Source organism: Acinetobacter sp. YH12249, assembly GCF_013417475.1.
Classification (GTDB): Bacteria; Pseudomonadota; Gammaproteobacteria; order Pseudomonadales; family Moraxellaceae; genus Acinetobacter.
This window is the reverse complement of the sequence record NZ_VPDX01000003.1, coordinates 143848-161625: the sequence shown is the minus strand read 5'-3', so window position 1 is coordinate 161625 and position 17778 is coordinate 143848. Positions and strand designations below refer to the sequence as shown.

At 43.6% G+C, this 17778-nt stretch carries 16 protein-coding genes and 2 tRNA genes; 7 read left to right on the top strand and 11 right to left on the bottom strand.

Going from position 1 to position 17778, the window contains the following annotated elements; translation table 11 throughout:
* Positions 1 to 94 precede the first annotated feature (94 nt).
* Together FTV25_RS03090 and FTV25_RS03085 are read left to right on the top strand one after the other, a co-directional pair.
* Positions 95 to 2374: an NADP-dependent malic enzyme gene (locus tag FTV25_RS03090; RefSeq protein WP_005236761.1), complete on the top strand. Its 2280-nt coding sequence runs from the start codon at positions 95 to 97 to the stop codon at positions 2372 to 2374.
* 83 nt (positions 2375 to 2457) lie between these two features.
* Complete coding sequence (locus FTV25_RS03085) at positions 2458 to 3690, top strand: multifunctional CCA addition/repair protein (protein WP_004784716.1); 1233 nt, start codon at positions 2458 to 2460, stop codon at positions 3688 to 3690.
* Between the two features lie 159 nt (positions 3691 to 3849).
* Here FTV25_RS03085 and FTV25_RS16035 read toward each other — a convergent pair whose 3' ends face one another.
* On the bottom strand, positions 3850 to 3975 hold the full coding sequence (locus FTV25_RS16035) for a hypothetical protein (protein ID WP_257218900.1): 126 nt from the start codon (positions 3973 to 3975) through the stop codon (positions 3850 to 3852).
* Here FTV25_RS16035 and FTV25_RS03080 point away from each other — a divergent pair.
* Positions 3940 to 4293 (top strand): GNAT family N-acetyltransferase, encoded by a 354-nt coding sequence (locus FTV25_RS03080; RefSeq protein WP_306669829.1) that lies wholly within the window; start codon positions 3940 to 3942, stop codon positions 4291 to 4293. The two genes, FTV25_RS16035 and FTV25_RS03080, sit on opposite strands and share 36 nt — an antisense overlap.
* Before the next feature lie 39 nt (positions 4294 to 4332).
* On the opposite strand, the gene epmA is transcribed toward FTV25_RS03080, so the two are convergent.
* The 3 genes from epmA to FTV25_RS03065 form a co-directional block, all read right to left on the bottom strand.
* Positions 4333 to 5313, bottom strand: a complete 981-nt coding sequence (gene epmA / locus FTV25_RS03075; protein WP_180002093.1) for an EF-P lysine aminoacylase EpmA — start codon at positions 5311 to 5313, stop codon at positions 4333 to 4335.
* Positions 5310 to 6377 carry a 4-phosphoerythronate dehydrogenase gene (locus FTV25_RS03070; protein ID WP_180002094.1) on the bottom strand — a complete coding sequence of 356 codons (1068 nt, stop codon included), beginning with the start codon at positions 6375 to 6377 and terminating at the stop codon, positions 5310 to 5312. The genes epmA and FTV25_RS03070 overlap by 4 nt, the downstream gene beginning before the upstream one ends.
* Positions 6378 to 6588: 211 nt before the next feature.
* Positions 6589 to 7812: an acyl-CoA dehydrogenase gene (locus tag FTV25_RS03065; RefSeq protein ID WP_180002095.1), complete on the bottom strand. Its 1224-nt coding sequence runs from the start codon at positions 7810 to 7812 to the stop codon at positions 6589 to 6591.
* Positions 7813 to 8073: 261 nt separating this feature from the next.
* On the opposite strand from FTV25_RS03065, the gene FTV25_RS03060 reads away from it, so the two are divergent.
* Positions 8074 to 9027, top strand: coding sequence for a LysR substrate-binding domain-containing protein (locus tag FTV25_RS03060; RefSeq protein ID WP_159123488.1), 954 nt, complete (start codon positions 8074 to 8076; stop codon positions 9025 to 9027).
* Between the two features lie 55 nt (positions 9028 to 9082).
* Here FTV25_RS03060 and FTV25_RS03055 read toward each other — a convergent pair.
* The 3 genes from FTV25_RS03055 to greB form a co-directional block, all read right to left on the bottom strand.
* Positions 9083 to 9173: transfer RNA gene (locus tag FTV25_RS03055), tRNA-Ser, on the bottom strand.
* A gap of 262 nt (positions 9174 to 9435) precedes the next feature.
* Positions 9436 to 9526 (bottom strand) — tRNA-Ser (locus FTV25_RS03050).
* An 88-nt stretch (positions 9527 to 9614) separates the two neighbouring features.
* Positions 9615 to 10109 carry a transcription elongation factor GreB gene (greB, locus tag FTV25_RS03045; RefSeq protein WP_159123487.1) on the bottom strand — a complete coding sequence of 165 codons (495 nt, stop codon included), beginning with the start codon at positions 10107 to 10109 and terminating at the stop codon, positions 9615 to 9617.
* Positions 10110 to 10473: 364 nt separating this feature from the next.
* On the opposite strand from greB, the gene FTV25_RS03040 reads away from it, so the two are divergent.
* Positions 10474 to 11589: a transglycosylase SLT domain-containing protein gene (locus FTV25_RS03040; RefSeq protein ID WP_179992802.1), complete on the top strand. Its 1116-nt coding sequence runs from the start codon at positions 10474 to 10476 to the stop codon at positions 11587 to 11589.
* A 92-nt stretch (positions 11590 to 11681) separates the two neighbouring features.
* Here the strand turns inward: FTV25_RS03040 and FTV25_RS03035 are convergent, their stop codons facing one another.
* Positions 11682 to 12068: an SCP2 sterol-binding domain-containing protein gene (locus FTV25_RS03035; RefSeq protein WP_004784757.1), complete on the bottom strand. Its 387-nt coding sequence runs from the start codon at positions 12066 to 12068 to the stop codon at positions 11682 to 11684.
* Positions 12069 to 12286: 218 nt separating this feature from the next.
* Entirely contained in the window at positions 12287 to 13213 is a 927-nt protein-coding gene (gene ttcA / locus FTV25_RS03030; RefSeq protein WP_005236792.1) for a tRNA 2-thiocytidine(32) synthetase TtcA, read from the bottom strand.
* 501 nt (positions 13214 to 13714) lie between these two features.
* Between ttcA and FTV25_RS03025 the strand changes: the two genes are divergently transcribed.
* Positions 13715 to 14587: a lytic transglycosylase domain-containing protein gene (locus tag FTV25_RS03025; protein ID WP_218947782.1), complete on the top strand. Its 873-nt coding sequence runs from the start codon at positions 13715 to 13717 to the stop codon at positions 14585 to 14587.
* 178 nt (positions 14588 to 14765) lie between these two features.
* A complete protein-coding gene (gene htpX / locus FTV25_RS03020) occupies positions 14766 to 15671 on the top strand; it encodes a protease HtpX (protein WP_166137792.1) in 906 nt (301 codons plus the stop codon).
* A gap of 74 nt (positions 15672 to 15745) precedes the next feature.
* Here the strand turns inward: htpX and FTV25_RS03015 are convergent, their stop codons facing one another.
* Together FTV25_RS03015 and mgtE are read right to left on the bottom strand one after the other, a co-directional pair.
* Positions 15746 to 16327: a DUF4112 domain-containing protein gene (locus tag FTV25_RS03015; RefSeq protein ID WP_005236796.1), complete on the bottom strand. Its 582-nt coding sequence runs from the start codon at positions 16325 to 16327 to the stop codon at positions 15746 to 15748.
* A 75-nt stretch (positions 16328 to 16402) separates the two neighbouring features.
* Positions 16403 to 17737, bottom strand: a complete 1335-nt coding sequence (gene mgtE / locus FTV25_RS03010; RefSeq protein ID WP_180002096.1) for a magnesium transporter — start codon at positions 17735 to 17737, stop codon at positions 16403 to 16405.
* Between the last annotated feature and the right edge of the window lie 41 nt (positions 17738 to 17778).

Here is a 17778-nt window from a genome sequence, read left to right as displayed (position 1 = left end):
ACTGGGCTAAGTGCTTAACAAATGTTATATTCAGAGCCATAAATGCAATTTTTTACCCGCTTTCTGGGTAATCTTTACAACGATAGAGATACAGATGGACGAACAATCTTTAAAGCAGCAGGCTCTTTACTATCACGAATTCCCTACTCCAGGAAAAATCAGCGTTACACCAAGCAAACAATTGGTCAACCAACGTGACTTAGCCCTTGCTTACTCGCCTGGCGTTGCCGCACCATGTCTTGAGATTGAACGCGATCCTTCAACAGCTGCACTTTATACCGCACGCGGTAACCTGGTTGCAGTGGTCAGTAACGGTACAGCAGTTCTTGGTTTGGGTAATATTGGCCCACTGGCGTCTAAACCAGTCATGGAAGGTAAAGGCGTACTGTTCAAAAAATTTGCGGGTGTTGATGTATTCGATATCGAAATTGCTGAAAATGATCCAGACAAGATTGTTGATATTGTCGCTTCTCTAGAGCCCACTTTTGGCGGGATCAACCTGGAAGACATTAAGGCTCCAGAATGTTTCTATATTGAACAGAAACTTCGTGAACGCATGAAAATTCCTGTGTTCCACGATGACCAGCATGGTACTTCAATCATTGTAGGTTCTGCTCTTCTGAATGCATTGCAATTAAATGGCAAAAAAATTGATGAAATCAAGATCATTGCTTCAGGTGCCGGCGCTGCTGCCCTGTCTTGCTTGAACTTGCTTTGTGCCCTTGGCGCGAAAAAAGAAAATATCATCGTTGCTGACTCACGTGGTCTATTAACAACTAAACGTGAAGGTCTGGACGAATCTAAAAAAGCATATGTACAAGACATTGATGCCTCTCAGATCGGTGACGTGATTGCAGGTGCAGATATGTTCTTGGGTCTTTCTGCAGCCGGTATTCTCACCAAAGAAATGGTGAAACTGATGGCCAAAGATCCAATTATCTTTGCCTTGGCGAACCCGGATCCAGAAATTCTGCCTGAACATGCACACGAAATTCGTGATGACGTCATCATGGCGACTGGCCGTTCTGACTATCCGAACCAGGTAAACAATGCACTGTGCTTCCCTTACATCTTCCGCGGTGCATTAGACGTTGGTGCCACCACCATTAATGAAGAAATGAAAATTGCCTGCGTACACGCGATTGCACGTATGGCACACGTAGAAGCAGATGCTGCATCTTATGGCGAAAAATCAGCTTCTTTCGGCCGTGATTACCTGATTCCTGGTCCACTGGATCAACGCCTAATTCTGGAAATTGCGCCTGCAGTTGCACAAGCTGCAATGGATTCTGGCGTGGCGACTCGTCCGATTCAGGATTTCTCGGCATATCGTCAACGTCTGTCTGAGTTTGTTTACAACTCAGCCTTCATGATGAAACCAATCTTTGCACAAGCTAAAACAGATCCTAAACGTATCGCTTATGCAGAAGGTGAAGACCTGCGTGTACTGCGTGCTGCGCAAATTGCAGTGGATGAAGGCTTGGCAAAACCGATTCTGGTGGGTCGTCCAGCAGTCATCGAAGCCAATATCAAGAAATTAGGCTTACGTCTTGAAGATGGTGTGAATATCACTATCGTGGATCAGGAAAAGAACCCAGATTACGAAAAATTTGCAGATGACTATTACAACCTGATGCAACGTAAAGGTGTAACGCCTGAATATGCACACCGTGAAGCACGTCGCCGTTCTACCCTGATCGCTGCGATGCTGGTACGTCATGGCATGGCGGACGGTATGTTATGTGGTACTTACTCAAGCTACGACATCCATCTAGACTTTGTCAGCAATGTCATCGGCAAACAGGATGGCCATAATACCTTCTTTACCTTAAATGCATTAATGCTGGAAGAGCGTAACCTGTTCATCGCGGATACCTACATCAACCGTAATCCAACAGCTGAACAGCTTGCTGAGATGACGATTCTGGCTGCTGAAGAAGTACGTCGTTTCGGTATTACACCGCGTGTTGCCCTACTTTCTCACTCTAGTTTCGGTTCAGACCAGCACGATGCCAGCGCACAAAAAATGCGCCGTGTATATGAAATCCTTTCTGAAACTGCACCTGAGCTTGAAGTTGAAGGTGAAATGCATGGTGATGCAGCATTAGACGAAAATATCCGTCAGTTTGCATTCCCGAACTCTCGTTTCAAAGGTTCTGCAAACCTGCTGATCATGCCAAATCTGGATGCAGCCAATATTTCGTTTAACCTGTTAAAAGCAACTTCAGGTAATAACGTGACCATTGGTCCTATCCTGCTTGGTGCTGCGAAACCTGTTCATATCCTGACACCAACTGCAACGACTCGTCGCGTAGTGAATATGACTGCGTTAACTGTCGCTGAAATTCAGGAAGCAGAAAAAAACGCGCTCTAAGGAATGTACGCATCAGCGTAACTTCTTGACTTGAGAAAACCTCTATTCTGTAGCATGATGCTTGTAAGAATAGAGGTTTTTTCATGCAAGTTTATTTAGTAGGCGGTGCAGTTCGGGATCATTTACTTGGACACCCCTATCACGAAAAAGATTATGTGGTTGTCGGCGCGACGCCGGAACAATTGCTTGCTGAAGGTTTTCAACCTGTTGGCAAGGACTTCCCTGTTTTTCTTCATCCTGAAACCAAAGACGAATATGCTCTGGCACGTACCGAACGCAAGTCTGGCTATGGCTATCATGGTTTTGAATTTTATACCGATATCAATGTCACCTTGGAAGAGGATCTGATCCGCCGTGACCTGACCATCAACGCCATGGCCATGGATGATTCAGGCAAGATTTATGATCCTTATGGCGGTCAAAAAGATCTGGCTGATCGTGTTCTGCGTCATGTATCAGAAGCTTTTGTCGAAGATCCTTTACGTGTTTTAAGGATTGCCCGCTTTGCTGCGCGTTATCAACATCAGGGTTTTAGCATCGCAGAAGAGACTTTGGTGCTGATGAAACAGCTGGCGGAATCCGGTGAGCTTAATGCATTGACACCTGAGCGGGTCTGGAAAGAAACTACACGCGCACTGATGGAACAGGATGCAGATGTGTATTTTGAAGTATTACGCAGCTGTGGTGCTTTAAAAGTACTGTTCCCGGAACTGGATGCCTTATACGGGATTCCGCAACGTCCTGAATATCATCCTGAAATTGACTGTGGTATTCATACCATGATGTCTTTACAGCAAGCCTGCCGCCAAAATTATAGCTTAGATGTGCGTTTTGCAGTTCTGGTTCATGACCTGGGTAAGGCATTAACCCCTGTAGAAGAATTGCCACGCCATATCATGCATGAAGAACGTGGGATCAAACCGGTAAATGAGCTGTGTGAACGTTTAAGAGTTCCGACTCATACCAAACAACTGGCATTGGCGGTCTGTAAAGAACACTTAAAATGTCACCAGGCTTTTAATTTAAAGCCAGGCACTTTATGGCGTTTATTGCAGCGTCTGGATGTATTGCGTCGTCCTGAACGTGTTGAAGCCTTTGTACAGGCCTGTGAATGTGACTCTCGCGGCCGCTTGGGGTTGGAAAATCGTGCTTATCCTCAGGCTCAATATGTGCTGGATGCCATGCAGGTTGTACGTAGCATCAAAGCACAAGATTTGCCACCAGAAATTCAAGGTCCGGATATTGGTGAAATGCTGATTGAACGACGGATTGCGGCTTTGGCAGAACTGAAAGAACAGCATAGTGCCATACTCTAAACATCAGGCTCCTTCGGGGGCCTTTTTAATATCTCAAATCTCACTCATCTCGATTTTCTATATAAATAGCAATAATTCTTTGAAGCTATCGTGTAATTTAAAAACTTAAGCAAATTAAATATTGATTATGATTGATATTATTTTTAGCTAAGACCATGTCTAATGACTTATCTCATCCGTACATTGGATCTTGAAAAAGACCTGCATGATGTTCATCAACTCACGATTCAGCTTGGCTAGCCCTCTACGCTGGAAAATATCAAACAGCGTTGGGAGCATCTGCATCAAGACAGTCATTATCAGACACTGGTTATAGAACAGGATTCACATGTGATCGGCTATGCCGGTTTTATTCAAGAATACACCTGGGAATTTGACGGTGGATATTTAAGGATTCAGGCTTTTGTAATTGATCAGGCCCATCGTGGAAAAGGTATTGGCAAGCAACTGATGGCTGTTATTGAACAGATTGCAAAAGAGCAAGGCTTCAAGATGATTCAGCTCAACAGCGGAAATCGCGAAGAACGCTATCCTGCGCATGCCTTTTATCAAGGACTGGGATTTGACAGTTACAGTATTGGATTTCGCAAGCATCTGGAATGATCAGCCAGTCATAACCAGCTGATCAATCGTGGATTTAATTTATGAAATTTCAGCAGGGAAAGTAATCACTTTTTCCAATTTCATCTGATTGGTTGCAATCATCAGCAAGCGATCAAGACCCAGGGCAATACCTGAACATTCCGGCATTTGTGGCAATGCCGCCAGCAAATACTCATCAATCGGCATGACATGCAAGCCAAGCGCTGCCCGTTCTGCATTATCTGCTTCAAAGCGGGAACGCAAAACTTCAGCATCAATCAGCTCATCATAAGCATTGGCCAGTTCCAGCCCTTCGATATACAACTCGAAACGGGCCGCAACCAGTTCCCCATCTTCATCGATTCTGGTTTTAGCCAATGATGCCAGTTCCGGTGGAAAATCTGTCAGAAATACAGCCGTATCGAAACCCAGGCTTGGCTCGACCATATGCGAGAATAAAAGGTCGATATACCCTAAACGGTCATCCCCCAAGTCCAGATTGAGACCTACCCTGCGACAGCAATCTTTGAGTTGCTGCAAAGTGGCCTGTAAAGGATTGAGATCCAGGCGATCCATAAAGGCATGTTTATAGCTGAGCACAGTGGGGCGGATTTCTCCAAAACGTGCCTTAAGCGTCACATTTAATAGATCTGTCACTTCAAACATCAGATCTTTCAGACTAAAGGCCGGACGATACCATTCCAGCATGCTGAATTCACTATTGTGCTTGTGGCCGTGTTCATCATCGCGAAACACTTTACAGATCTGGTAAATCGGCCCACTACCACTGGCCAATAAACGTTTCATGGCAAATTCAGGTGAGGTCTGTAGATAATGTGTGCCGAGCTTACCCATGACATGACGCTGGGCCTGAATCGAAGCCAGGTGCACATCGGTCACACCAGCCTGAGATAAAATCGGTGTTTCTACTTCCAGCACGTCACGTTCAGCAAAAAACTGACGGAGCTGGGCATACATGTTGGCACGTGCTTTAATGGCTTTTAAGTCGCAGGTCGGTTGATAAGATACAATCTGACTCATGCCTTTGGCCCTCCATGAGCGGCCCATTCACGGCGTAAAGGATAAGTCTTGCGTAAATGATCAAATGCTTTCTGATCGACTTTGCCATCTTTTAAACAGGCACGCAGATTGGTATCATCACGGGCGATATCATAGATCTGGGTTAAATGCTGCTGTAGCGCCAGTTTTAAATCCTGATTCTGGAAAAACTGTTCACAGACAGGCAACTGGCTTTCAAACTGCTTATTAATCTCAAAGCCGAAAGTCTGGCAAAATGCGTCGTAAATCATTTGAGTACCGCGTGCCTTACCTTCCAGACTATAACCTGCAATATGCGGCGTCACCAAAGTAATCAGATTCAGCAACTGTTCAGAAATTTCCGGTTCATGCTCAAACACATCCAGTACAACCTGACGTTGAGTTGCCTGAATATCAGCAATTAGTGCTGCTTCTTCAATGACTGGCCCACGCGCTGAATTAATTAAAATGGCTTCAGGCTTCATTTGTCCAAGAGCATTAGCATTAATTAAATGATAAGTTGGATGCTGACCTGTTTTGGTTAAAGGTACATGAATGGAAATGGCATCTGCAGTTTTTAGCAGTTCTTCAAATTCAACCTGATGAACCTGATCGCGCTGTACAAAGGGATCATAGGCAATCACATTCCAGCCTAGCAATTTGGCCATTGTTGCTAAACGCGAACCGACATTTCCTAGACCGACAATACCCAAGGTGAAATCTTTATTTGCATTGATCAATTGGGGTTGTAAATATAATAGAGCCGTAATCACATATTCAGCTACCGCCTGCGCATTACAACCGGGTGCATTGCTCCAGCGGATGTTCTGTTGTTCTAGTGCAGCAATGTCCAGATGATCTGTACCAATGGTGGCACTGCCGACGAATTTAATCTGACTGTCCTGTACGAGTGCTGCATTGACTTTGGTCACGGAACGGACCAATAAAGCCTCGGCATCTTTTACATCTTCCGAAGTGAGAGTTCTTCCTGCACGATGCTGAATATCGCCAAATTCTGCAAAGAAATAATCGGTAAATGCCAGATTTTCATCTGCGACAATTTTCATAATCTGTTCCAATGACTGAATCTGTCTATCATACCGCGTCAACCGGAATGTGACTATTTTCACTCAAGCTTTAGATGAATTCTTGCAAACATAGAGATATAAAAAATGCCGAAGTCAAACATCACTTCGGCAAAGGAGTGTAATTGGAGTAAGAAAATGACGCAAGGTTAGGCGATTGAAAGCCATACCCTGCACGAAAAAGTTTCCTTTTTTAATTGGAGAATGCAGCAATACCTGTTTGCGCACGACCTAGAATCAAGGCGTGTACATCATGTGTACCTTCATAAGTGTTGACCACTTCCAGATTCACCAGATGACGAGCTACACCAAATTCATCAGAGATCCCGTTACCACCCATCATGTCACGCGCTAAACGGGCAATGTCTAAAGCTTTACCACAGTTATTACGCTTGATCAGTGAAGTGCCTTCTACTGAAGCAATGCCTTCATCTTTCATGCGTCCGAAACGTAAAGCCACTTGCAGACCTAATGCAATTTCAGTTTGCATGTCTGACAGTTTTTTCTGGATCAGCTGATTCGCAGCCAATGGACGGCCAAACTGTTTACGGTCCATGGTGTATTGATGCGCTGTATGCCAACAGAATTCAGCTGCACCCATCGCACCCCAGGCAATACCATAACGGGCACTGTTCAGACAGGTAAATGGACCTTTTAGACCACGAATTTCCGGGAACGCGTTTTCTTCTGGAACAAAAACATTGTCCATGACGATTTCGCCGGTGATCGAAGCACGTAGGCCAACCTTACCGTGAATCGCTGGTGCAGAAAGCCCTTCCCAGCCTTTTTCTAGAATAAAGCCACGAATATCACCGACATTGCCTTCAGGAGACACTTCTTTTGCCCAAACCACAAAGACATCAGCAATCGGACTGTTAGTAATCCACATTTTCGCGCCCGTCAGACGGTAACCACCATCCACCTTTTTCGCACGGGTAATCATGCTGCCCGGATCTGAACCATGATCTGGTTCAGTCAGACCGAAACAACCGATGTATTCACCGGTCGCCAATTTCGGTAAATATTTCTGTTTCTGTTCTTCAGAACCAAATTCATTGATTGGCACCATCACAAGAGAACTTTGCACACTGGCCATAGAACGATAACCCGAATCCACACGTTCTACTTCACGTGCAATCAGACCATAGCTGACATAGTTTAGACCTGCGCCACCGTATTGCTCAGGAATGGTTGGGCCCAGCAGACCCAGTTCACCCATTTCACGGAAAATCATTGGATCGGTTTTTTCATGACGGAACTGCTCTAATACACGCGGCTGTAACTGTCCCTGACAATATGCACGCGCAGATTCCATGATCATGCGTTCTTCTTCAGTCAGCTGCTGCTCCAGTAAGAACGGATCCTGCCAGTTAAAATAGACTTTGCTGGTTTTTTTCGTATCGACCATTTGATTCATAGTATTCCCTTCCAATCCTTCATCTATCTATTAGATGATGTTGTTTTATCCTTCAGATTGACTCTAGGCATGAATCATGACTTGTTCAAACAATAAATTTGCATGCAGCTATGCACTTTATGCATACCTTATATAAGTTGCTATTTCTAGAAATTATTTTCTTAGCTTATTTGCCTGTTTTTTATACCAAAGTCGTATAGTAGTATAAGAGTGATATACCATTTATTGATATCTGACCATTTTAAGTTCAAGGATGAACAGGTGCGTAGAAAAATACCTTCCCTGCAAGCGCTGATCTGTTTCGAATCTGCTGCACGTCATGCCAGTTATACTTATGCAGCGCAGGAACTGTTTTTAACCCAAAGTGCAATTTCACGCCAGATCCAGCAACTGGAGGAGTATTTAGGCACAGCTTTATTTACCCGTACGCGGCATGGTGTAGAACTCAATCATGCTGGACAGCAATATTTAAAAAGTATCACTCCATATCTAAAAGGACTGGAACAGGCAACATTGGATGTCATTACGCATCAAGGGCGCGGCGGTACTTTAAAACTGGGCGTAGTGCCTACGTTTGCGACTCGCTGGCTATTACCTAAACTCCAGAGCTTTAATCGGCTGTATCCTGAAATTACGATACATCTGGAAACCAGCACCCGCCCTTTTCTGTTTCAGGAACAGATTTTTGATGCTGCCATTTATGCAGGAACACCTCAACAGGTCGAACAATGGCCGGGTACGCATAGCCATTTTCTAATGCATGAAGATGTAGTTGCTGTCTGTACGCCTGATCTGATTCAACAGTATTTTCCCGATGCACAGAAGATTAATGACTACAGCTATGACTTAAGTGCTGAACAACTGGTTCAACTCCCTTTATTACAGCAAACCACCCGACCGAATATCTGGGAAGACTGGTTCAAGCTACATCAGATCCAGCATCCGAATCCTTTTCAGGGGCAACGACATGAACTGTTTTCTATGCTCGCTGTAGTGGCTAGCCATGGCATGGGAATGGCCTTGATCCCGCAAATGCTGATTGAAAAAGAATTAAAGCGACAGGAATTGGTGCTGGTATCCAGTAAGACCTTAGAAAAGAAACGAGGCTATTATCTGGTCCATTCCAGTCAGGAAAGCTCACCGTTGATTGAAAAATTTGTTGCATGGATACAACAGGAAATTCAGGGCAGCCTTCCATCTGAGTCTGACCTATAAACCCCAATGATCAGACAATAAAAAACCCCAATCAATGATCGGGGTTTTTCGTATCTGGCGGAAGCGGTGAGATTCGAACTCACGGAGGGGTATAAGCCCTCGTCGGTTTTCAAGACCGGTGCATTAAACCGCTCTGCCACGCTTCCATGGCCGCCATCATATAAATATTTCTGTTTCTTGGCAATAAATTTTCGCAAAACTTCTGTAAAAATCAGTTCATTCAGTCAAAAATCAGACGAAAATTTTAGAGTAGATAAAATTTTATACACAGAATCTTGGTGCTGATATTTTTATTTTAAGGATGAAATTTAATCCCTATATTTACATCATTTTGAACAATGAAAATTTAAAATCATTTTAATGAGTTAAAAATAAAAACCCCGATCAATGATCGGGGTTTTTCGTATCTGGCGGAAGCGGTGAGATTCGAACTCACGGAGGGGTATAAGCCCTCGTCGGTTTTCAAGACCGGTGCATTAAACCGCTCTGCCACGCTTCCATGGCCGCCATCATATAAATAAAAATTGCGCTTGGCAAATATTTTTCCAATTTCTCTGCATCAACTGCGCAAAATAAAATCAATTTCATTAATCTTCTGAATTTTCTGGCTTTTCATAGCGAATTGAATTGATAAACCAGAGTTTCTTGCCGGATGGTGTCATCACCTCAGCCTCATCATCCACTGACTTGCCTAACAGGGCACGCGCCATGGGTGAATCAATCGAAATATGCTGCGGATGATGATCATAAATTTCATCGACGCCCACAATCCGAAGGCTCTTTTGCTCACCCTGTTCATTTTCAATTTCGACCCAGGCACCAAAATAAACTTTGCCTTCCTGTTCAGGAGAAAAATCAACAATTCGCAGCTCTTCCAGACGCTTGCCCAGATAACGAACCCGACGATCAATTTTACGTAAAAGCTGTTTGTTATACTGGTAATCTGCGTTTTCCGAACGGTCGCCGAGACTGGCTGCCCAGTTCACTTTTTTGGTAATTTCAGGACGTTCTTCATGCCAGAGATTTTTAAGTTCTGCCACCAATTTATCATGTCCACCACGGGTAATCAGGTTAGATTTCATGTATTTTAATTGCCAATTTTGAACCAGTTTTTAGACATTAAGAGCTTATTTTATTTGGAGTTTTAGGACAAGCCAGAATATGCAATTTTTTTCTTCAATAAATTTAATAACTTAAATTACATTTAAAAAATAAATTATGTACAAAATTTGACAATTCATTTTTTGATCTTTAATATGCACCCTACTTTTGGAATCGCTTATTTTTTAATCTATGTAGTTTTTCTACATATTTCCCGATCAATTTAGTCATTTTTGAATGACGTCATGACTGCCCAACCCTTATTGAATTTATCAAACTTTTAAAAGTTTCTGGCTAGTATTGGCTGTGATTTTTAGGGCATAAATTACTTGTAGCGGAGACAACATGCACAGTAGTTCAACCACTGGGTCGAGGCTTTGCCTTAGCTCTTTTATCTCTTCTCTCCCTGTAAAAGCACTGGTACTGAGTACGGCACTTATCCCCTTTCATAGTATCAATGCCACTAAAACCACATTTCAATATGATCATGTGGTCAATAGCAACAAACTCACCGTCGTCACAGTTCAAAGTCCAACGACTGTGTTTCAGGATGGACAACATCAGCATGGCTTTGGTTATGACCTGGTTCGTAACTATGCCAACAGCCTGAATGTTAAGCTGGATTTTAAAACTGTTCCGGATAATGCCACGGCCCTGAAATGGGTAGCCCAAGGCAAAGCCAATCTGGCCATGACCACCACTGATCTGGGTACGATTGAACAACAGCGTTTAACAGCTTTTTCTGCCACTTGTGGTGATGAGTCTGCACTGGCCAGTAATGGACTGAATTCCAATCTGAATCTGGTATTTAAATCAGCCAGTGATCCCTTGAGTCAAACCGCCAGTGCTTTTGTCTGTCAAGGCAAACAAAGCGGTGCGATCAAGCAGCTTGCATCCTTCTACAATCAGAATGTGGTAGAAGAACATTCTTGGGATGAAATTCAACAGGACCTGAACCAGCGACTCCCCACATACAAGGCGAGCTTCCAGAAATCTGCTCAGCAGTACGATCTGGACTGGCACCTGCTCGCCGCGATCGGTTACCAGGAATCCTATCTAAAGCCAAACTCCGTATCTCCCACCGGTGTCCGCGGTCTGATGATGCTCACAAGCTCTACCGCAAAAGCGATGGGGGTTAGTAACCGGACAGATCCAGGCGAAAGTATTGATGGGGGTGCCAAATACTATGACCAGATGCTGAGCCGTTATGAACATATCCCTTATCCGGATCGTAACTGGTTTGCTTTAGTTGCCTATAACATGGGCCCAGGTGCTGTGAATCAGCTGCAAAAACGTATTCAGGCCCAAGGCAAGAATCCGAATAACTGGGTAAACCTGTATGCTTATCTGGAACAGAATAAAGCCAGTAATGGTCGTTACCGTCAGGCCCTGCAATACGTGACCCGTATTCGTGCCTATCTGGAACACATCAAGACCACTCCACAGCTGGTGAATATTTAAGCCTGATCATTTCAAATCCAGATATTCAGCTATAAAAAAAAGCTTACCTCAGGGTAAGCTTTTTTTTACTACAGCTTTTTAGATCAAAACTATTAAGCTGTGGTATTTTCAAGAACTTTCTTGAAGAGGTCTTTTTGAGCTTGGCTTGGCTTCGCTGTTTGTAATGCCATCAATTGAGACATATCGCCTTGCACTTTGATTTTACCTGTCATGAAGGCTTGCATTGCAGCCGCCATATCAAACTCAAGGAAAACTTTACGTAAGGTTTCGCCATCCATGTTCAATGTTGTTTTTGCATTTGGAGACAAACCTTTTTTAATCGCGCCACCTTCCAAAGATAATTCTGTATTACCTGTAGTGTCTGCAACGACCAAATTAATTGCCAGATTCGCCAAAGCAGGTGGCAAATCCAAATCACCAGCTTGTGCAGTGAGCGTGTCTACAGTCGAAAACCAATCATCAGTTAAAAAAGCAGGCATGATCTTTCCTCAATTTATTTATTCATTTGTGTCGACTATCCAGACGACATCAGGTTGAAGCTATTATGCTTGTGACTTGTTATAACATGATCATTATGGCAAAGGCTAACGAATTTTGTACGCACCGTTCAATTTTTGTAGTTCTTATCTTGTGTTATTTTTGATTCAGGCATAGGCCGTAGCCCATGCCTGTATCGGCTTAACTTTATATAGGTCGATTAGTCCGCTGCAAAGCCCAAATTGACCATATTGATGCGGCGGTTCTCACCTTCTACCGCCTCTTCAGTTGAACAGCTGCCTTTGAAATCGAATTCGCGCTGGCTATCCAGAATTTCAAAATCAAATAATTCGCGGTCAACTAACTGAGATGGTGAAACATTTTGCAAGGCACCAAAGATGCTGTGCAGACGTTTTGGATGTGCATTGTCCCATTCACGTAACATGTCATTGATAATGGCACGTTGAAGATTTTCCTGAGAGCCACATAAATTACATGGAATAATTGGAAATTGACGCATCTGTGCATATTTGATGATGTCTTTTTCTTCCACATAGGCCAATGGACGAATCAGGATATTCTTTTTGTCAGAAGACAGCAGTTTTGGCGGCATGGCTTTCAGGCTGCCCCCATGGAATAGGTTCAGAAAGAATGTTGCCAGAATATCATCACGGTGATGACCCAGTGCCACTTTAGTCGCCCCAATTTCCTGAGCAAAACCGTACAAAGAACCACGGCGCAGACGTGAACATACTGCACAGTAAGTCTTACCTTCTGGTGTCAGTTTTTTAGTAATGCTGTAGGTATCTTTTTCCAAGATGTAATACGGAATGTTATTTTCTTCTAAATAACGCGGTAATACATCTTCCGGGAAACCGGGCTGTTTCTGGTCCAGGTTAACTGCCACTACATCAAAATTGATCGGTGCAATGCGTTTAAACTGAAGCAGGATATCAAGCAAGGTATAACTGTCTTTACCACCAGAAATACACACCATGACCTTGTCGCCGTCTTCAATCATCTTGAAGTCGCGAATGGCATGTCCGACCTGGCGGCGAAGCTTCTTCAACAAACGGTAGTAGGCAGAGCTTGTTGGCAGTTCAGGTTTGAAATTAAATCCTTGCTCGGATTCAACTGGCGAGTACATAGACGAGAATAACCCATAAATAGAAATACCGCGCAATTTTAGCTGATTCGGTTCCGTATCGCATCAAAAGAATTTATTTTCATACAAATGCCATATTAGTTTCATTTTCATGTTTTATTTAGATTGATATATTGAACGATTTAGTTCAATTTTTAAGCGAGATGCTTATCTTTTGGACTTTTCCACAGTTGTCCACAAAAGCTGTGGATAACTTTGTGGATTGAAATGGACTTGACAACTTGTTCACCTCAAAATTTAAGGCTTTTCTTTAAATTGATCATTTTTTGATCAATTTATTTTATTATTAAAATCAATAACTTAAAGCTGTCAACCCTAAGGTTTTAAATTAAATAAAAAAAATATTTTAGTGTTCAAAATATTGACAGGCGTTCCCGTTTACATACTCGTTTATAAATGCAGCGTATAAGGCTGTGCATTACGTAATTTTTTGTTAAACTCATCCATGAATTTTTCTAGCTTATTATTTATCAAATATAAACAATGAAAATAAAGACGTATTTCTTGGGGTGTCAACTGATCGGTAGCTTGCTTATGCTGGGCTGCAGTCATTTGGTGTATGCCGGTGAAACCATCTATCAGTTGCGTGATAAAAACGGCAGTACCTTATTGACCAATAAGAAGAGCCGTTATAATCATCTTCAGGTCGAAAAGAAGACTTATTATCCGGATAGCAATATTCATAGCTATAGTAACTGGGGCAGCAGCGAGTCGTCAGTTTTGCCTAGCTATAGCAAGAATAAGAACGCTTTTGATTCGATCATTCGTCAGGCCGCCCAGACTTATGGTGTGTCTGAAGGCTTAATTAAAGCAATCATGCATACTGAATCCGGCTTTAATACCCATGCCCGCTCCCCTGTGGGTGCACAAGGTTTGATGCAGCTGATGCCAGCCACTGCACGTCGCTTTAATGTCAGTAATGCTTATGATCCTCATCAGAATATTATGGCGGGTGCTAAATATCTGGCCTGGTTATTAAAGCGTTTTAATGGCAATACCAGCCTGGCACTGGCGGGCTACAATGCCGGTGAAGGCAATGTCAGCAAATATGGTGGAATCCCGCCTTTCCGGGAGACTCAGGATTATGTACGCCGTGTGACCAGCCGTTATCAAAATCTGTATACTCATGGCCTGAGTGCAAGTACAACCACGTCTAGCACATCATCCAGTGAAGGCCGCATCATTGCCAGTTCAGCGAACTACTCCAATGATAGCAGCAGTACTTCACACATTCAGGCAGCCAAGTATCAGCGTCAGATTATTATGAATTCTGATGGCAGTTATACCGATGCACCGATGGGTTCTTATGCAACGGCGAATGCAACAGCAGCAGCTAAAATTTATTTAAGTGAATAAATAAATCAAAATCATTTGATTCTAAATAGCCTTAGCGAAAATGCAGCAAAAAATAAAGCTGTGTTTTGTGATCCAGGGCCATTTTTTTTCTTGAATTTTTAGTCATTTCACCCCATATTGATTTCAATGATTTTCATTTGCTAATCAGATTATTTTTTTATAATAAGAGGATTTCTCAATGATGCGGATTGGTTTGTTCTTGCTAACCAACCTCGCGGTACTGGTTGTAGCTGGCATTATCCTGTCACTCTTCGGTGTCGGTAGTTACCATGGCGCGGGTGGCTTGAATCTAGGCAACCTGTTGGTGATCTGTTTTGTGTTCGGTATGGTGGGATCACTGATTTCCCTGTTCATGTCTAAATGGATGGCGAAAAAAACAACCGGTACTGAACTGATTGACCCAAATGCCCCTCGTAACCAGGCAGAAGCATGGTTATTACAAGAAGTTGCGCAACTTTCTCAGCGCGCTGGCATTAAAATGCCGGAAGTGGGTATTTTCCCATCTTATCAGTCAAATGCCTTTGCAACAGGCTGGAACAAGAACGATGCGCTCGTGTCTGTGTCCACGGGTCTGCTTGAACGCATGAATAAAGACGAACTTCGTGCGGTACTGGCACACGAGATTGGTCACGTTGCCAATGGCGATATGGTGACACTGGCCTTGATCCAAGGTGTAGTCAACGCATTTGTCATGTTCTTTGCCCGTGTAGTTGGCGACTTTGTAGACCGTACGATCTTCGGTCGTGAAGAAGGTGAGGCACCGGGTATTGGCTATTTTGTGATTACCATTGTGCTGGATATCGTATTTGGTATTATGGCTTCAGCGATCGTGCTGTGGTTCTCACGCTACCGTGAGTATCGTGCTGATGAAGCAGGTGCACGTTTGGCAGGCAAACAGGCGATGATTTCAGCGTTATTACGTTTACAGGCGGAATCAGAAATGCCGGATACTATGCCGAAAGAAATGAAAGCCTTTGCAATTTCTGCTGGTCAGGAACAAGGTTTTAGTCTGGCGGCACTGTTCCAGACTCACCCAACGATTGAACAACGTGTTGCTGCTTTGCAACAACTCGATTGCCCTTAAGCAACGCATTGATTGCTTAATAGAAAAAAGCCTGCATTTGCAGGCTTTTTTATTAAGTTTAGGTTTATAAACCTTCAGGCTTTAAACCATTGAAAGAGCTGCATTGTGCCCCAGCCAATGGCCATAATTAACAGAATCAAAAAGAAAGTTCCTAAGATATCTGGTAGATGAATCCAGATCCAGGCCACCACAGGATTACGCCAGAAAGCAGATTGCTGTTGTCTGCGTTCCAAACTTTCATGCAGAAATGGATGTACCACATGATGATCGGTACGGATCTGGTATTCGTCCCGGATATGCTGATGCACAATATCCAGTGCCTTACGGCTAGGACGAATAAAAATATCAAATATTGTTCCTGCTACAGGAATAAAGCCGACCACAGCATCCATGACGGCCATTTTCAGGACTGGCTTTAATTTTTCACTTGGCACCCCGATCTGACGGGCTTTATAAATCGCATAACTGGTCAATACAAAACCTGCGATATCTCCAGCTACCGGAATGGTACTCAAAGCAGCATCTGCCCCGACGCCCTGCTTGGTAAATGGAATCCGTACCACCGAATCCATCATATTGGCAAACTTGGCCAGATCCCGCTCCAGACGAATGACATCCTGTTGGCTCAATTTATTTTTTTGTCCGGGATCAGGCATAGGTTCTTCCAGAAATGAAGCTGATGTAATTGAGCATAAAGTATTTTTTCTATTTAAGCTGTAATTGCTAAGTATTTAAAACAATAATTGAGAGGCAATAAACAAGTAAATAATCACCCCAGTGGCATCACAAATCGACGTTACCAGCGGTGCTGATGCACTGGCTGGGTCCATTTTCAGCTTGTTGAGAATAAAGGGTAAACTCATGCCAATCAGACAGCCCATCAGCACAATACCTAACATACTTAAAGCAAGTACGATGGCGACCATCCCGTCACCTCGAATATAACCCAAGATTGATACAGCAATGGCCATCGTTCCACCCAGACATAACGCAACCAGGGATTCACGACCCAGCAGGCTAAACCAGTCCTTAAACTGCACATTGCCTGTTGCCAAGGCACGCACCATCAAGGTGGCAGATTGCGAACCAGCATTCCCGCCGCTTCCCACCAACAATGGCAAGAAAAATACCAGCACAATATGGGTGGAAATAATATCTTCAAAATGGGCAATTCCGATTCCGGAGAGCAGACTGCCAAACACCAGAATGACCAGCCAGAATACCCGTTTTTGATACAATCTGAGAATCGGTGCGGTTTTCAGACTCAGTTCATTCAAAGGCGTCACTGCACCGGATTTTAAAATATCTTCAGTACTTTCTGCCTCTGCAATATCCATGGCATCATCATAGGTAATAATCCCGACCAGCTTCTGGGTCGCGTCGACCACTGGCAAGGCAATAAAATCATAATAGGCCAAGGTACGGGCGACCTGCTCCTGATCCTCATCCACTGTGGCATAGACCACATCTGTGGTCATGACCTCATTAATGGTGGCATCCGGCCGTGCTTGAATAATTTGTCGCAAGGAAATCACACCGAGCAGATGCTGTTTCTCATCCACGATATAGATCAGATATAAAGTGTCATGATTCCCCGCAATATCACGTAGCGTTTCAATCGCCTCCGTCATGCTCAGTTCGGGAGCAAGCGTGACGAAGTCTGAACTCATTAATGCACCGGCTGTTTCTTCCGGATAAGCATGCAGCTCTCGCAGGGTTTGTAGCGACTGGGTAGATAATTTTCCAAGTAACTGCTGCTGCACTTCACAGGGCATCTGCTTGTATAAATCAATGAAGTCATCGGAATGCATGGCATCCATCAGACTGGCCAGTTGCTCCAGAGGAAATTGATAGGCCAGCTGGATTTGCATGGCCAGTGGTAAGTACTCCAGTACTTCTGCCTGACGTTCCAGCTGCTTGAAATGGTGACAGCGTTCTGCTGGTCCAAGCTCAGACAAAATTCTGGCCTGATCGGCAATATTTAGCTTTTGTAGAAGCTGATGAATATTATTTTCCCCTGTCAGCAGAGTCTCATGAAGTTGCTGTATTTTTTCTTGGTACTGCATTTCCCTACCATCATTCCATGCAGGTATGAAACATACCCGCC

Bases quoted from the DNA above. Each gene is read 5' to 3' on its own strand.
- epmA (WP_180002093.1), bottom strand. From the start codon at position 5,313: ATGAGTCAGATTGTATCTTATCAACCGACCTGCGACTTAAAAGCCATT.
- ttcA (WP_005236792.1), bottom strand. From the start codon at position 13,213: ATGTACTCGCCAGTTGAATCCGAGCAAGGATTTAATTTCAAACCTGAA.
- FTV25_RS03040 (WP_179992802.1), top strand. From the start codon at position 10,474: ATGCACAGTAGTTCAACCACTGGGTCGAGGCTTTGCCTTAGCTCTTTT.
- FTV25_RS03070 (WP_180002094.1), bottom strand. From the start codon at position 6,377: ATGAAAATTGTCGCAGATGAAAATCTGGCATTTACCGATTATTTCTTT.
- FTV25_RS03035 (WP_004784757.1), bottom strand. From the start codon at position 12,068: ATGCCTGCTTTTTTAACTGATGATTGGTTTTCGACTGTAGACACGCTC.
- FTV25_RS03090 (WP_005236761.1), top strand. From the start codon at position 95: ATGGACGAACAATCTTTAAAGCAGCAGGCTCTTTACTATCACGAATTC.
- FTV25_RS03015 (WP_005236796.1), bottom strand. From the start codon at position 16,327: ATGCCTGATCCCGGACAAAAAAATAAATTGAGCCAACAGGATGTCATT.
- FTV25_RS03025 (WP_218947782.1), top strand. From the start codon at position 13,715: ATGAAAATAAAGACGTATTTCTTGGGGTGTCAACTGATCGGTAGCTTG.
- FTV25_RS16035 (WP_257218900.1), bottom strand. From the start codon at position 3,975: ATGCAGATGCTCCCAACGCTGTTTGATATTTTCCAGCGTAGAGGGCTA.
- FTV25_RS03065 (WP_180002095.1), bottom strand. From the start codon at position 7,812: ATGAATCAAATGGTCGATACGAAAAAAACCAGCAAAGTCTATTTTAAC.
- htpX (WP_166137792.1), top strand. From the start codon at position 14,766: ATGATGCGGATTGGTTTGTTCTTGCTAACCAACCTCGCGGTACTGGTT.
- greB (WP_159123487.1), bottom strand. From the start codon at position 10,109: ATGAAATCTAACCTGATTACCCGTGGTGGACATGATAAATTGGTGGCA.
- mgtE (WP_180002096.1), bottom strand. From the start codon at position 17,737: ATGCAGTACCAAGAAAAAATACAGCAACTTCATGAGACTCTGCTGACA.
- FTV25_RS03085 (WP_004784716.1), top strand. From the start codon at position 2,458: ATGCAAGTTTATTTAGTAGGCGGTGCAGTTCGGGATCATTTACTTGGA.